The organism is Halococcus salsus, assembly GCF_009900715.1.
GTDB lineage: Archaea > Halobacteriota > Halobacteria > Halobacteriales > Halococcaceae > Halococcus > Halococcus salsus.
The window spans coordinates 132,786-145,309 of the sequence record NZ_JAAAJC010000005.1 but is presented as its reverse complement, the minus strand read 5'-3'; the positions used below and the strand labels follow the sequence as shown (position 1 = coordinate 145,309).

Here is a 12,524-nt window from a genome sequence, read left to right as displayed (position 1 = left end):
TCACGGACCGACGCGGGCCCCCGAAGTGGAGGCGGCGTCGAGCGCTTCCGTGAGTTTGCGGTTCACCTGCTGGGGGTTCGGCACGTCGGTGAGCGTGATGTCCATGGTGTCGGAGCCGGCGGTGTAGATCGTGATGTCGCCGTAGGAGAGCAGTCGTTCGGTCATCGACTGGCTGCAGGTCGTGTTCTGGACCCGGTCGAGCCGGATCTGGGCGACGTTCCGGTTCAACAGTCCGGTCTTCTGGTAGACCTCCTCCGAGGTCAGCACGTATCGGGTGCTCACGACCGAGATGTACGACCACGCGATGACCGCGATGCCGAGCGGCACGCCGACGAGGGACAGCCATCGGAGGGTCGGGTCGGTCACGACGACCGCGAGCGCGATCCCGCCGAGCACGAGCACCAGCCCCGCGAGGACCGCGGGCGCGATCAATCGAAGGCTCGGATGCCCGTCCCAGAGCACCGATTCCCCCTCGGTGAGGGTGACCCACTCGGGAGCGTCGCGTTCTGCCATCGCCCGGAGTAGCGCGCCGAGCCTGATAGATTTATCCACCTCGCGCCCGACCTCCGAACCGATACGGTGGTATCCGACGGTCGGAACCGATAAGTTAACCCGAACTAAATAACTCATTAGATATGGCTAATTCACTTCCCGACCGTCTCCGGAGGCGGGTTCGTCGGTGAGCCGCGGCGGGGCGTCCTTGCGGCAGCTCCCCGTCCGGGAGCTGCTGAGCTATCTCGGGCCGGGGTTCCTGATCAGCGTCGCGTACATGGACCCGGGGAACTGGGCCACCAACATTTCGGGTGGGGCGCAGTACGGCACCGCGTTGCTCTGGGTGATCGTGCTCGCGAGCTTCATGGCGATGGGGATCCAGATCGTCGCCGCGAAGCTCGGGATCGCCACTGGAAAAGGGATCGCCCAGCTCTGTCGTGAGCGACTGCCTCGGCCCCTCGTGTACTTCCTGTGGGCCGCCGCGGAGCTCGCGATGATCGCGACCGACATGGCGGAGATCATCGGCGCGGCGATCGGCTTCAGCCTCGTGTTCGGTATTCCCCTTCCGGCAGGGGCGGTGCTCGCAGGCATCGCGTCGTTCGCCTTATTGGGCGTGCGAACCGCCCGAAAGCAGGGCTACCGCTGGGTCGAGTTCGTGATCATGGCGCTGGTCGGCGTGATCGCGCTCGGGTTCCTCTTCGAGGTCGTGCTCGCCCGACCCACGGGTGGCGAGATCGCCCGCGGGCTCCTGCCGTCGATCCCCGGTCCGGACGCGCTCTACGTCGCGATCGGGATCCTCGGCGCGACCGTGATGCCGCACTCGGTCTACCTCCACCCATACATCGTCCAGGACCGCCGGAACCGGTTGATGGAGACCGATGGCGACACCGAGGCCGTCCACCGCCGGCACTTTCGGTTCGAGTCGGTGGACACGATACTCGCGCTGTTCGGCGCGATGTTCGTCAACGCCGCGATGCTCGTGGTCGCCGCGGCGGCGCTTCAGGGCACGGGCATCAGCACGCTCAACGAGGCGTACGTCACCCTCCAGAACGTCTTCGGGTCGAACTCCAGTCTGGTGTTCGGGGTCGCGCTGATCGCCGCCGGCCTCTCCTCCTCGTTGGTGGCGACGATGGCGGGACAGACAGTGATGGACGGCTTTCTCGACCTCCAGATCAACGTCTGGCTCCGGCGGTCGGTGACCTTGGTTCCGAGTCTCGCGGTCGTCATCGCGGGCTTCGACCCGACGAGCGTGCTGGTGGCCTCACAGGTCGCGCTGAGCTTCGAACTCCCGTTCGTGTTGATCCCGTTGCTCTGGTTCACGCGCCAGGAAGGATTGATGCAGTCGTTCACGAACCGGAGAAGCACGACGACGGTGCTCGGCGCGATGATCGCGCTGATCGTGGTGCTCAACATCTGGCTGATCTACACCGAAGTGTTCGTCTGAGCGCCGTTTGGCGGCGGTGCGGTTGCAGTGCGGCCGCCGCGGCGCTGCGGGGCGGTTACGGTTCCTGGCGGATGAAGGGCGAGCGCCGTAGGCGCGAGGGCTTCGGCGGTGCGGTTGCGGAGGAGTCAGTTGTCGTACCGTGAGCGACCGCAGGGAGCGAGCGGGCGCGAGGGTGACCAACGGGAACCCGACGCGCTTTTGATCCACATTTTGCCAGGGAGTGAGGCGCGAAGCGCCGAACGAGCGCAGCAAAAGGTGGAGACAGGGTCGTAAGCATTTAGCTACCCGGGTCGAAACTACCCGTATGGCGGACTGTCCACTCGCCGACGAATGCCCGAGTTTCTCCGAACGGATCAACGGCATGGGGTGTCAACACTACGGGAATCGCGGCGGTGCGGAGTGGTGTAATCACTACAGCCAACCCATCAGGGAGCTGAAATCCCAGCCGGTGACGATCGGCGAGGAGCTGGTCGTGACGGTCGAGGACATGCACGAGAGCGGCGCGGGCGTGGGCCGGACCGAGGACGGTTTCATCGTCTTCGTCGACGGCGTGCTGCCCGAGGCGCGCTCGCGCGTGAAGATCACGAAGGTCCGCTCGAACCACGCGCGGGCGGACGAACTCGAACGCCTCCCGATGGAGGACGAAGAGGACGAGACGAGCGACGAGGACGACGACGAAACCGAGGCCGACGAGGGTGAAGACGACGATGACGACGGGCCGAAACGGCCGGGGCGTCGTCAGCGGCTCGGCAGCCGCGAGAACTTCTGGGGCGGGTAGGCCGGCTGGACAGTCCGGCGACGAACCACGGGGAGCTATGGGTCCGGCGACCGTCGAGCGAGTATGGACCTCGAACTCGACGGCAACGCGGCGCTGGTGACGGCGAGCACGAGTGGCCTCGGACTAGCAAGCGCCGAGGCGCTCGTCGCCGAAGGCGCGAACGTGACTATCTGTGGTCGTGACGCCGACCGGCTGGACTCGGCACGCGAGACGGTCGACGCGGCGGGACCGGGCGACGTGCTCGGCGTGCAGGCGGACATCACCGACCCGGCGGACTGTGAGGCCCTGGTCGAGGAGACCGTCGAGGCGTTCGGCGGGCTCGACCACCTCGTGACGTCGGCGGGTGGACCGCCGAGCGGGGAGTTCCTCGACCTCCCCGAGGAGGAGTGGTACGCGGCCTACGACCTACTCGTGATGAGCGTCGTTCGGGTGCTCACGGCCGCCCACCCGCACCTCGACGACAGCGACGCCGGGACCTGGATCGCGATCACCTCGACGAGCGTAGCCGAGCCGATCGAGGGGCTGGTGCTCTCGAACGCCGTCCGGCGCGGGGTTCCGGGGTTGGTCGAGACCGTCGCACGGGAGTTCGGGCCATCGATCCGCGCGAACTCGGTGCTGCCGGGGAGCTACGAGACGCCGCGTATCGAGGAACTCGTCGAGCAGGGCGTCGAGCGCGGCGAGTACGAGAGTTACGAGGAGGGGCTCGCCGACTGGTCCGACGACGTGCCGCTCGACCGCGTGGGCGACCCGCGCGAGCTCGGTGACGCGGTCGCGTTCCTGTCGAGTGCGCGCGCGAGCTACCTCACGGGAGCGGCGATACCGGTCGACGGTGGGACGTTACGGGGCTGATGCGAGCGGTCTGTTCGTGGAGCGGCGGCAAGGACGCCGCGTACGCGCTCGCCGAACTCGATGGTGTCGAGGAACTACTGACGACGGTTTCGAGTTCGACGAACCGGAGCACGATGCACGGGGTTCGGCGAGGTCTCTACGAACGCCAAGCCGACGCGCTCGGGCTGCCGATCGAGTTCGTCACGCTCCCGCGCGAGCCCACGAACGAGACCTACGAGGCGGTGATGGCCGAAGCGATGGACGGATACGCCGAGCGTGGCTTCACGCACGTCGTGTTCGCCGACCTGTTCCTCGAAAGCGTGCGGGCCTACCGCGAGGAACGGCTCGCCGAGAGCGACCTCGATGGTTGCTGGCCGATCTGGGGGCGCGACACGTCGGCGGTCGCGGAGACGGTCGCCGATGCGTACGAAGCCACCGTGGTGTGTGTCGACGGCGAGGTGTTCGACGCCTCGTTCGCGGGTCGGACGTTCGATACCGCATTTCTCGCGGACCTCCCTCCGGACGTCGACCCGTGCGGCGAGAACGGCGAGTTCCACACGTTCGTGACCCACGGGCCGACCTTCGAGGAACCGGTCGACGTGCAAACGGGTGAAACCGTCACGCGTGGGGTGGGCGACGGCGAGTTTCATTACTGCGACCTCGTCGTCCCTGAGTGAGTCGGGTCGTCACGGACTTCGTCACTTGGGTCGAAGCAGTCCGTGACGTAGCCCCCGAGGGTCGATCTACTCGGCCAGCACTCTATCGAGGGCGGCGACGCCACCGGCGATGGCGACCCAGATTCCGAGCACGCCGACGATCAGCACCGCCCAGTGCGGAACCGGCGTCGGCCGGGCCCCGGCGTGGGCGACCACGACGGAGAGGGCCAGCACGTCCGTGGTCGGGGGGATCACGGTCAGGGAGCCTCGGTGGTGTCCTCGGTTTCGCTGATCCCCGTCCGGTAGACGTACGCGCCCGCGCCGATGATGAGGACGCTGACGACGATCCAGTGGGGGTTGTACGTCCCGCCCATCGAGAGCGGCTGGTGGAGGCCGAGGATCACGTGGTCGACGACCGCGTCGTAGAGGTCGAAGACGCCGAGGCCGACCACCGCCGCACCCGCGACCGGCCGGAACGCCAGCGGGGTCGCGGTCCGCCGTTCGGCGCGCCAGACGAGGCCCGCACCGATCCCCGCGATGACGACCATTCCGATGGAGAACAGCCCGTCGGCGAGGACGTTGATCCTGAGACCGTCGAGGGTGTTCATCGGGTAGATCCCGGAGACGAGGTGGTGCCACTGGAGGACGTGGTGCAGGAGGAGGACGTCGATCAGCCCGCTGAACCCGAACCCGAACACCCCGGCGGCGAACAGCGCTCGACGGGGAATGGTCCGCTCGGCGGACTCGCCCGATTGGGTCGCCATTACGCCTCCACCTCGACGGTGACGCCGAGCGGGCGGTAGGCGTTGTTGCCGTAGCCCTTCACGTTCCACGGGAACTCGTCGTTCTCGATACCGCGACGGCCCGCCTCGGGGTCGGAGACCGTGGCCGGCTGGGTTCGACCGCGCTCGTCGGTCGCCCGCGAACAGAGGGTGTGCTCGCCCGGTTCGGGTTCCCAGACGTACCGGAAGCGATCGAGCGCGTAGCGGCCGAGGTCGGGACCCACGGGTTCCGCCTCGGCCCACGACTCGCCGCCGTCGGTCGAGACCTCGACGCGCTCGACCGCGTCCTCGCCCGACCACGCGACCCCCGAGAGTTCGACCCGCGGGCCCGAGAGCGCGGCCCCGTCCTCGGGCGTCGTGAGGAGCGACTTGACGAGCTGGTCGAAGAGGTAGGCGTTCCGAACCTCCTCGCTCCCGGTCAGCTGGTCGTAGGTGCTCGTGGTCTCCATTGACCGATGACGGTCCGGCTGCTCGTCCTGGTCGGGGACGATCCGGTAGGAGGACTGCTGGTACTGGGTGTAGTCCTGCCCGTCGCGGTTGGTCCACGCCTCGCCCTCGACCATGCCGTCCATCACGCGGATCTCCTCGACCCACTTCACGCTGTTGTTGCCGAACCACCCAGGTACAACCAGCCGAACGGGGTAGCCGTGTTCGGGAGCCATCGGCGCGCCGTTCATCTCGTAGGCCAGCAGGCAGTCCTCCCGGACCTTCGACAGCGGGATCGACCGGCAGAAGACGTCCTTGTCGGGCGGCGCTTCACCACCCATCGCGGAGAGCCAGCGCCCGTCGTCGCCGTCCTCGTCGGCCGTACCGTACTCGTCGAGCACGGCGCGCACCGGCGTGCCGGTCCAGACCGCGTTGCCGACCGCCCCGAAGCTCCACTGGTCACCCTCGGCGTCCGGCTCGAAGTACGCCCGGCCGTTGCCCGAACACTCCATCGTGTGGACCACCGATTCGGTGGGGTAGTCACATCGGAGTTCGTCCATCGAGAGCTCGGCTTCGGCCTCGATCATTCCCGTGAGCGAGACGGTCCACTCGTCGGCGTCGATCTCCGGGGTCCGGTGGTGGACCCGGACGAAGTGTTCGTCGCGCGGCGTGATAGGGGCCGCGAGGTTCGACCGAGCGGCCGTCTGTGCGTTCGGCGGCTCGTCGACGAGCACGTCGAGGCCGGGATACCGCTCGGTGAGCGAGTCGCGTCGCCGTGGGTCCGGGCCATCGGGTGCCATGTCAGACGACACGCCGGCGACTCATTCCCGTGTTCTGCTTGCGAGGAGAAGGTCGTGGCTCGGGTCGACGCTCGCCGAGGGTCGTCCCCGCACTCACCAGGTCTCGACGGTCCCCTCGCGGATGTCCTCCAGACAGCCCTCGCAGTCGGGGTGGTCGGGGTCGAAACAGTCCGGGACGTAACCGTCGAGCGTCACGGTGCGTTTCTGGGCGTGGCGGCGACAGACGACCCGGAGGTGTTCGTCGTAGGGACCGTCACCCTCGGCGCGGGTACGGCCGCTGCTGTAGGCCCGTCGCGATTCGGCGTAGCGCCGACCCGCCGCGCGCGCCGTCGTGCTGAGAAGCCGCGCGAGGCGACCCTCGTCGCTCATGAGTGATGGGAGAGGAGCGCGCTACAAAGGCCCGTCGCTCGTGTTCTCGACCACTTTCACCGTGCTCGCGGAACTTTTTATACCATCGCGCGCGTACCCTCAGGTGTCTCCCACCGAAAACACGCGGAGACAGGACAACCAATGACGGACGTACAACAGCACGCAGCGGAGATACACGAGCAGTTTTCGGATACGCTAGACATCAGCGTCGAGGACGTCGAGGAGCGCCTCGACACGCTGGTCAACGACTACCGAGTCCCCCTCGAAGAGGCGCGCCGGAGCGTCACGAGCAGCTACCTCGACGAGGCCGGGATGGACCGGGACGAACTCGGTGGCGAGAGCGAGGAGCGGACGGTCGAGACCATCGACGCGCCCGAGCAGTGGGTCGACCTCACGGTGAAGGTCCTCCAGCTCTGGGAGCCCCGGAGCGAGTCGATCGCCCAGGTGGGCCTGCTCGGCGACGAGACGGGCACCATCAAGTTCACCGCGTGGGCGACCTCCGACCTCCCCGAACTTGAGGAAGGGAGCGTCTACCGGCTCGAAAACGTCGTCACCGACGAGTACGAGGGCCGGTTCTCGGTCAAGCTCAATCGGACGACGGACATCGAGGAGCTTGACGAGGAGCTCGACGTCCCCGAGTCGGGCGGCGCGAGCGAGGAACGAACGATCGGCGAAGTCGACGCGCCCGAGGAGTGGATCGACCTCACGGCCAAAGTCACCCAGCTCTGGGACCCTCGCAGTGAGTCGGTTGGGCAGGTGGGCCTGCTCGGTGACCCGACGGGGACGATCAAGTTCACGAAGTGGGCGAAGTCAGACCTGCCCGAACTCGAAGAGGGCGGCGTCTACCGCCTCTCGAATCTCGTCACCGACGAGTGGGAAGGGCGATTCTCGGTCAAGCTCAACCGCACCACGAATATCGAGGAGCTCGACGAGGACATCGAGGTCGGCGACGACGCCATCGCCGTGGAAGGCGCGCTGGTGGACATCCAGCGCGGGAGCGGTCTGATCAAGCGGTGTCCCGAGGAGGACTGCACGCGAGTGCTCCAGAACGGTCGGTGTTCCGAACACGGCGAGGTCGACGGCGAGTTCGACCTCCGGATCAAGGCCGTCATCGACGACGGCAACGAGGTCCACGAGACGATCTTCGACGAGGAGGCCACCGAGGCGCTCACCGGGATCACCCTCTCCGAGGCGAAGGAGATGGCGATGGACGCGCTCGATACGACCGTGGTGGCCGACGAGATCCGCGGGGAGATCCTCGGGAGCTACTACCGCGTCGAGGGGCCGACCTTCGGGCGGTACGTCCTCGCGAACGACTTCGAGCGGCTGGGCGGGCCGGTGGATGCCGAGGAGACCCTCATCAAAGCGAGGTCGCTATGAGCGGTGCTCCCATGCGGAAGGTCGCCCGCCGGGTCTTCGCCCGCGAGTTCAACGACGCCACGGAGACGTTCAAGGAGAGCGATGAGGAGCGCGCACCGGTCTACGTCCTTCTGCCCAGCGGCGAGCGCGCGAACCGCGTGTTCTTCGTCGGCACCCTCACCGAGACCGAGGACGTAGGGTCGGATTCGGAGTACTGGCAGGGCCGCGTGGTCGACCCCACGGGGACGTTCTACGTCTACGCGGGTCAGTACCAGCCCGAGGCCGCGAGCACGCTCCGGGAGATCGAGCCACCCGCGTACGTCGCGGTTGCGGGCAAACCCCGGACCTTCGAGACCGACGACGGCCAGACCAACGTCGCGGTTCGACCGGAGTCGATCACCGTGGTCGACGCGGAGACCCGCGACCGGTGGGTGGTCGAGACCGCCGCCCGAACCACCGAGCGGATCCAGGCGTTCGAGGCCGACACCAACGAGTACGCCCGGATGGCCGAGGAGCGCTACGACCTGCCGCTGGACGACTACCGTCAGGAAGCCGTCTCGGCGCTCGAAAGCCTCGAAGAGGACGACGAGGTCGCGGTCGACGCCGACTGAGCGGCGCGATTCCTCTCGATCGAGCGCGTGTCATCGTCTGACGAAGGATTAAGGTCTCGGGGCGGATAGGTCGAACCCAGATGGGCAACAAGAACAAGACGATCTCGTTCCGGGTGAACGAGGACGCCTTCGAGACGCTTCGCGAGATCGCCGAGGAGCGCGACATCTCGCTCTCGGCGGTGTTCCGCAACTACGTCGAGATGCTGGTTGCCCACGACGGTCAGGTCGAGGTCGTCCCCGAGCACGAGGTCGACGAGAGCAGCGAGGATTCGTCGAGCTTCCCGCCGAAGGTCGAGGTGCCCAAGAGCTACGTCCGCGAGCACGAGCGCCTCGAACTCGAAGCCGACCACCTCCGCGAGCAGCTCGACGAACATCGCCGGTACGTCACCCAATTGAGCCAACGGTTGGAGGACCAGGAGGGCGAGGAGGACGTGATCCAGCTCGAAGAACTCGACGACGAGAGCGAGGAAGAGGAGCCGTTCCGGCTGGGTTAGAGCAACGCCCGCTTTCGGTCGTCGATCTTTTGTGCAGCCTCCCGGTCGTTCTCGACGTTCGCGAGGTCCTCCATCGCTTCGAGCGTGCGGACCGAGTTGTCGAGGAAGGAGAGGATGTCGCCGGGGTAGGCGGTCACGAGGTAGTCGTCGCCCATCACGTCGACGATGGCCTCGGGGCCGAAGCCCTGGGCGCGCAGGTCGAGGAGGTAGGCCATGAACTTGCGCTCTGGGTGGCCACAGTAGGGGTTCGACTCGCAGTCGCAGTCGAGGAAGTCCTCGGCGAAGTCGAGGACGCGCTCCTGGGTGGCGTCGTCGAGTTTCGCGAGCCCCTCGCCGGAGTAGAGGATGTCGAGGGTCGCACCGCTGAACGCGCTCCGCGGAATGTGGGTCTCGAGCTGGGAGCCGATCCGGCGGTGGTTCTTGACGTAGATCTTGTCGGTGACGGCCACGGTAGCGGGGCTACGACAGGCAAACGCAAAAACGCCGCGAAACTCGGGAAGAGTCGTAACGTACTTTATCCACGCGCAGATAGGAACGGATGCGTGTCCGGGTTGGGGTAGTGGTCATCCTTCAGCCTTGTGGAGGCTGAGACGCGGGTTCGATTCTCGCACCCGGACTATATCAGATATTTTACACAACGTCGGGCGGCTTCTCCGTTGCTGTGAATTCGATCGACCGAACCGCCCTCACTCGTCCACGGCCCGGTAGTAGACCGACGGCCGCCGGTCGCCGGTCTCGATCCGTCTGGCCTCGACACTCCCGGTCTCGATCAGTATCTCGAGGTTCTGCTCGGCGATGTCCCTGAGCTTCTCGCTCGTGACCGGTGGGGTGCTGGCGAACTCCAGCACCGCGCCCGTGATCTCCTCGGCGGTGTAGGCTTCCGGATGACCCTCCTCGAGAAAGTTACGAACGGAATCTATCGAGGTACTTACTTCCTCGCCGGCCTCCCACTGGTCTTGATCGATGGGCATACGTCGAGCTATCCGGCCGGTACCAAAAATCCATGTGATCCGCTACCGTTCGTCGGTCGAGGGTCCGACGGGGGCTCGATGAAGCAGCCTACCGGACCGACAACGAAGGGCTATCCGTCGCCACCGCCCAGATCGGTCAATGGAAATCGCGCTGCTCACCATCGGCGACGAGATCCTCTCTGGGGACACCGAGAACTCCAACGCGACGTGGATCGCCTCCCGGCTCACCGAGCGCGGCGCGACCGTCGCACGGATCCTCGTGGTGCCCGACGACCGCGAGCTGATCGCCGACCGGGTCGCCGACTACTCGGCGACGTTCGACGCGGTCATCCTCACCGGCGGACTGGGGGGGACGCCCGACGACGTCACGATGGACGCGGTGGCGACGGCCTTCGACCGGCCGCTCGCGGTCAACGACCGCGCCCGCGCCGACGTCGAACAGCGCCTCGAAGCCGTTCGCGAGGAGTACCCCGATATCGCGCTCGACGTCGAGGCCGAGGCCTCGATCCCCGAAGGCAGCCAGCCGCTGATCAACGACCCCGGGCTCGCGCCGGGCTGTGTGATCGAGAACGTCTACGTCCTCCCCGGAGTACCCGCAGAGATGAAGGCGATGTTCGAGACGATCGAGGACGGGTTCGGGGGCGACGTCCGCTCGCAGGTGTTCTACACCCCGACGCCGGAGGCCGACATGATCGACGACCTCACCGAGGCCGGCGAGCGCTTCGACGTCGCGGTGGGCTGTTATCCCGACCGGGCGGTGCGCCACAACCGGATCAAGCTCGTCGGTGAGGACGAGGGCGAACTCGACGCGGCGCGCGAGTGGCTCACCGACCGGCTCGAAACCGTTCCGGCACCCGAGTAGCTACAGCGATTCCTCGGGCGAACGCGGCGAATCGCGGGGGGTCTCGGCTCCCGACTCCCTCCCGCTCGACCGGAGGATGGTGAGCGCGGTCATCAGGTCGGTTCGCGAGACCAGCCCGACGAACTCGCCGTGGAGACCCACGACGGGAAGCCGACCCACGCCCGCCGACTGCATCGTCGAGAGCGCGGTCATCGCGTCGGCGTCCTCGGGGATCGTCTCCAGCTCGCGGGTCATCACCTCCTCGACCCGGAAGGCGTCGCGCTCGACCTCGCGGACCTTCTGTGCGTCGGTGAGGGTCACCATTCCGACGAGCTCGCCGCTTTCGAGCACGGGATAGCCGGTGTGGCGCTCGGTGAGCATCCGGTCAATGAGGTCGGCGACGCTGGCCTTCGGCGAGAGGGCGTCGATCTCCGCGGCGGGCGTCATCACGCGTTGGACGGCGACGCCCTGGAGCGCCGCCTTCGTGACGGCCTGTTGGGCCTCGCCGCTCGCGCTCATGTAGATGAAGAAGGCGATGGCGATGAAGACGATGCTTCCGCTGAAGAGACCGACGAGCGCGAGCAGGAACGCGAACCCCTTCCCGACCTCGGCGGCGAGCTGGGTGGCCTCGGCGTGGGTTCGGGTCCGGGCGAGGAGCGCCCGGAGGACCCGCCCGCCGTCCATCGGAAAACCCGGGAGGAGGTTGAACGCCGCGAGGGCGACGTTGAGCAGGGCGAGGTAGGCGAGCACGAAGCGCACGCCGCCGAGCGACTCCGGGACCACGAGGAAGACCACGAAGGAGCCGAGACCGAGGACGACGCTCACGGCGGGGCCGGCGACCGCGACCGTGAGTTCTTGCCGCCAGTCCTCGGGCATCTCGGCCATCTGGGCGATACCCCCCAGAAACCAGAGCGTGATGGCGTCGATCTCGTAGCCGTAGCGCATCGCGACGAACGAGTGGCCGAGTTCGTGGAGCACGACACCGACGTAGAGCCCGACGGCGGCGACGATACCGAGAACGTAGGGCGTGTTGCCGGCCGAGAGCTCCGCCACCGGCAGGTTCGCGTCGAAGATCCCGTTCAGCAGCGGCAGGAGTTGGCCGATACCGTTCCCGATGAACCACGCGAACAGCGGGAGGACCAGGAGGAACGAGAGCCCGAGTCTGATCGGAATCCCGGCGATGCTCCCGATCCTGAAACTTGGCATGCGCAAGCTACGGTCGGTGGCCCCTTAAATCGTGTCGTGGCCGCGGGGTTTTAGCCGTCAGTGGACCGATGACGAGCGATGAGCGAACCCGAACAGCCGGCACCCCTGGTCCGCCGGGCGGCGGACATCGAGTACGAACCGGTCGACGCGGCGGACGGCCTCGAAAAGGGCGTCCTCGTCGACGAGTCACGTGGCGCGCCGAACTTCGCCATCCGGCGGTTCACGCTCGCGCCGGGTGCCGAGGTCCCGAAACACACCAACGAGGTCGAACACGAACAGTACGTGCTCGACGGCGAGTACGTCGCTGGAATCGACGGCGAAGAACACACCGTGAGCGCCGGCGACTCGCTCCTGATCCCCGCCGGGACGGTCCACTGGTATCGCAACACAGGCGACGAACCGGGTGCGTTCATCTGTGCGGTGCCGAACGGCGACGACGCGATCGAACTCGTGGAGTGATCCACAGA

17 protein-coding genes, 1 tRNA gene and 1 pseudogene are annotated in these 12,524 nt (G+C 67.0%); 11 read left to right on the top strand and 8 right to left on the bottom strand.

Annotated features, from left to right (window positions below; translation table 11 throughout):
- The gene (locus GT355_RS13450) at positions 1-513 is read right to left on the bottom strand and encodes a PH domain-containing protein (protein WP_160135099.1); all 513 of its coding nucleotides are present in this window, start codon (positions 511-513) and stop codon (positions 1-3) included.
- Positions 514-679: 166 nt separating this feature from the next.
- On the opposite strand from GT355_RS13450, the gene GT355_RS13445 reads away from it, so the two are divergent.
- The 4 genes from GT355_RS13445 to GT355_RS13430 all read left to right on the top strand — a co-directional run bounded on the left by GT355_RS13445 (position 680) and on the right by GT355_RS13430 (position 4,219).
- A complete protein-coding gene (locus tag GT355_RS13445) occupies positions 680-1,936 on the top strand; it encodes an Nramp family divalent metal transporter (RefSeq protein ID WP_240145814.1) in 1,257 nt (418 codons plus the stop codon).
- A gap of 304 nt (positions 1,937-2,240) precedes the next feature.
- Positions 2,241-2,714: a TRAM domain-containing protein gene (locus GT355_RS13440; RefSeq protein WP_160135098.1), complete on the top strand. Its 474-nt coding sequence runs from the start codon at positions 2,241-2,243 to the stop codon at positions 2,712-2,714.
- A gap of 63 nt (positions 2,715-2,777) precedes the next feature.
- Positions 2,778-3,563 (top strand): SDR family oxidoreductase, encoded by a 786-nt coding sequence (locus GT355_RS13435; protein ID WP_160135097.1) that lies wholly within the window; start codon positions 2,778-2,780, stop codon positions 3,561-3,563.
- Positions 3,563-4,219 carry a Dph6-related ATP pyrophosphatase gene (locus tag GT355_RS13430; RefSeq protein WP_160135096.1) on the top strand — a complete coding sequence of 219 codons (657 nt, stop codon included), beginning with the start codon at positions 3,563-3,565 and terminating at the stop codon, positions 4,217-4,219. The genes GT355_RS13435 and GT355_RS13430 overlap by 1 nt, the downstream gene beginning before the upstream one ends.
- Positions 4,220-4,285: 66 nt before the next feature.
- On the opposite strand, the gene GT355_RS13425 is transcribed toward GT355_RS13430, so the two are convergent.
- The 4 genes from GT355_RS13425 to GT355_RS13410 form a co-directional block, all read right to left on the bottom strand.
- Positions 4,286-4,453: a hypothetical protein gene (locus tag GT355_RS13425; RefSeq protein ID WP_160135095.1), complete on the bottom strand. Its 168-nt coding sequence runs from the start codon at positions 4,451-4,453 to the stop codon at positions 4,286-4,288.
- Between the two features lie 2 nt (positions 4,454-4,455).
- Complete coding sequence (locus GT355_RS13420; protein WP_160135094.1) at positions 4,456-4,962, bottom strand: DUF2243 domain-containing protein; 507 nt, start codon at positions 4,960-4,962, stop codon at positions 4,456-4,458.
- Positions 4,962-6,206, bottom strand: a complete 1,245-nt coding sequence (locus GT355_RS13415; RefSeq protein ID WP_160135093.1) for a sulfite oxidase — start codon at positions 6,204-6,206, stop codon at positions 4,962-4,964. The genes GT355_RS13420 and GT355_RS13415 overlap by 1 nt, the downstream gene beginning before the upstream one ends.
- A gap of 93 nt (positions 6,207-6,299) precedes the next feature.
- A complete protein-coding gene (locus GT355_RS13410) occupies positions 6,300-6,575 on the bottom strand; it encodes a DUF7091 family protein (protein WP_120071840.1) in 276 nt (91 codons plus the stop codon).
- A 141-nt stretch (positions 6,576-6,716) separates the two neighbouring features.
- Between GT355_RS13410 and GT355_RS18565 the strand changes: the two are divergent.
- The 4 genes and pseudogenes from GT355_RS18565 to GT355_RS13395 form a co-directional block, all read left to right on the top strand.
- Positions 6,717-6,899 (top strand): annotated as a pseudogene (locus GT355_RS18565) (replication protein A); the annotation flags it as partial.
- A 150-nt stretch (positions 6,900-7,049) separates the two neighbouring features.
- Positions 7,050-7,955 (top strand): hypothetical protein, encoded by a 906-nt coding sequence (locus GT355_RS13405; RefSeq protein ID WP_420825970.1) that lies wholly within the window; start codon positions 7,050-7,052, stop codon positions 7,953-7,955.
- On the top strand, positions 7,952-8,545 hold the full coding sequence (locus GT355_RS13400) for an RPA family protein (RefSeq protein ID WP_160135091.1): 594 nt from the start codon (positions 7,952-7,954) through the stop codon (positions 8,543-8,545). The genes GT355_RS13405 and GT355_RS13400 overlap by 4 nt, the downstream gene beginning before the upstream one ends.
- Before the next feature lie 80 nt (positions 8,546-8,625).
- A complete protein-coding gene (locus tag GT355_RS13395; protein ID WP_120071834.1) occupies positions 8,626-9,039 on the top strand; it encodes a DUF8146 domain-containing protein in 414 nt (137 codons plus the stop codon).
- Here GT355_RS13395 and GT355_RS13390 read toward each other — a convergent pair.
- Complete coding sequence (locus tag GT355_RS13390) at positions 9,036-9,488, bottom strand: DUF5814 domain-containing protein (RefSeq protein ID WP_120071832.1); 453 nt, start codon at positions 9,486-9,488, stop codon at positions 9,036-9,038. The genes GT355_RS13395 and GT355_RS13390 overlap by 4 nt on opposite strands.
- 96 nt (positions 9,489-9,584) lie before the next feature.
- On the opposite strand from GT355_RS13390, the gene GT355_RS13385 reads away from it, so the two are divergent.
- A tRNA-His gene (locus tag GT355_RS13385) sits at positions 9,585-9,656 on the top strand.
- A gap of 69 nt (positions 9,657-9,725) precedes the next feature.
- On the opposite strand, the gene GT355_RS13380 is transcribed toward GT355_RS13385, so the two are convergent.
- Positions 9,726-10,010, bottom strand: coding sequence for a hypothetical protein (locus tag GT355_RS13380; RefSeq protein ID WP_160135090.1), 285 nt, complete (start codon positions 10,008-10,010; stop codon positions 9,726-9,728).
- Between the two features lie 139 nt (positions 10,011-10,149).
- On the opposite strand from GT355_RS13380, the gene GT355_RS13375 reads away from it, so the two are divergent.
- Positions 10,150-10,872 (top strand): competence/damage-inducible protein A, encoded by a 723-nt coding sequence (locus GT355_RS13375; protein WP_120071828.1) that lies wholly within the window; start codon positions 10,150-10,152, stop codon positions 10,870-10,872.
- Here GT355_RS13375 and GT355_RS13370 read toward each other — a convergent pair whose 3' ends face one another.
- A complete protein-coding gene (locus GT355_RS13370; protein ID WP_160135089.1) occupies positions 10,873-12,057 on the bottom strand; it encodes a site-2 protease family protein in 1,185 nt (394 codons plus the stop codon).
- 78 nt (positions 12,058-12,135) lie between these two features.
- Here GT355_RS13370 and GT355_RS13365 point away from each other — a divergent pair, with 78 nt between their 5' ends.
- Positions 12,136-12,516 carry a cupin domain-containing protein gene (locus GT355_RS13365; RefSeq protein ID WP_160135088.1) on the top strand — a complete coding sequence of 127 codons (381 nt, stop codon included), beginning with the start codon at positions 12,136-12,138 and terminating at the stop codon, positions 12,514-12,516.
- Positions 12,517-12,524: the final 8 nt, after the last annotated feature.

Bases quoted from the DNA above. Each gene is read 5' to 3' on its own strand.
- GT355_RS13450 (WP_160135099.1), bottom strand. From the start codon at position 513: ATGGCAGAACGCGACGCTCCCGAGTGGGTCACCCTCACCGAGGGGGAA.
- GT355_RS13440 (WP_160135098.1), top strand. From the start codon at position 2,241: ATGGCGGACTGTCCACTCGCCGACGAATGCCCGAGTTTCTCCGAACGG.
- GT355_RS13435 (WP_160135097.1), top strand. From the start codon at position 2,778: ATGGACCTCGAACTCGACGGCAACGCGGCGCTGGTGACGGCGAGCACG.
- GT355_RS13430 (WP_160135096.1), top strand. From the start codon at position 3,563: ATGCGAGCGGTCTGTTCGTGGAGCGGCGGCAAGGACGCCGCGTACGCG.
- GT355_RS13420 (WP_160135094.1), bottom strand. From the start codon at position 4,962: ATGGCGACCCAATCGGGCGAGTCCGCCGAGCGGACCATTCCCCGTCGA.
- GT355_RS13415 (WP_160135093.1), bottom strand. From the start codon at position 6,206: ATGGCACCCGATGGCCCGGACCCACGGCGACGCGACTCGCTCACCGAG.
- GT355_RS13410 (WP_120071840.1), bottom strand. From the start codon at position 6,575: ATGAGCGACGAGGGTCGCCTCGCGCGGCTTCTCAGCACGACGGCGCGC.
- GT355_RS13400 (WP_160135091.1), top strand. From the start codon at position 7,952: ATGAGCGGTGCTCCCATGCGGAAGGTCGCCCGCCGGGTCTTCGCCCGC.
- GT355_RS13395 (WP_120071834.1), top strand. From the start codon at position 8,626: ATGGGCAACAAGAACAAGACGATCTCGTTCCGGGTGAACGAGGACGCC.
- GT355_RS13380 (WP_160135090.1), bottom strand. From the start codon at position 10,010: ATGCCCATCGATCAAGACCAGTGGGAGGCCGGCGAGGAAGTAAGTACC.
- GT355_RS13375 (WP_120071828.1), top strand. From the start codon at position 10,150: ATGGAAATCGCGCTGCTCACCATCGGCGACGAGATCCTCTCTGGGGAC.
- GT355_RS13370 (WP_160135089.1), bottom strand. From the start codon at position 12,057: ATGCCAAGTTTCAGGATCGGGAGCATCGCCGGGATTCCGATCAGACTC.
- GT355_RS13365 (WP_160135088.1), top strand. From the start codon at position 12,136: ATGAGCGAACCCGAACAGCCGGCACCCCTGGTCCGCCGGGCGGCGGAC.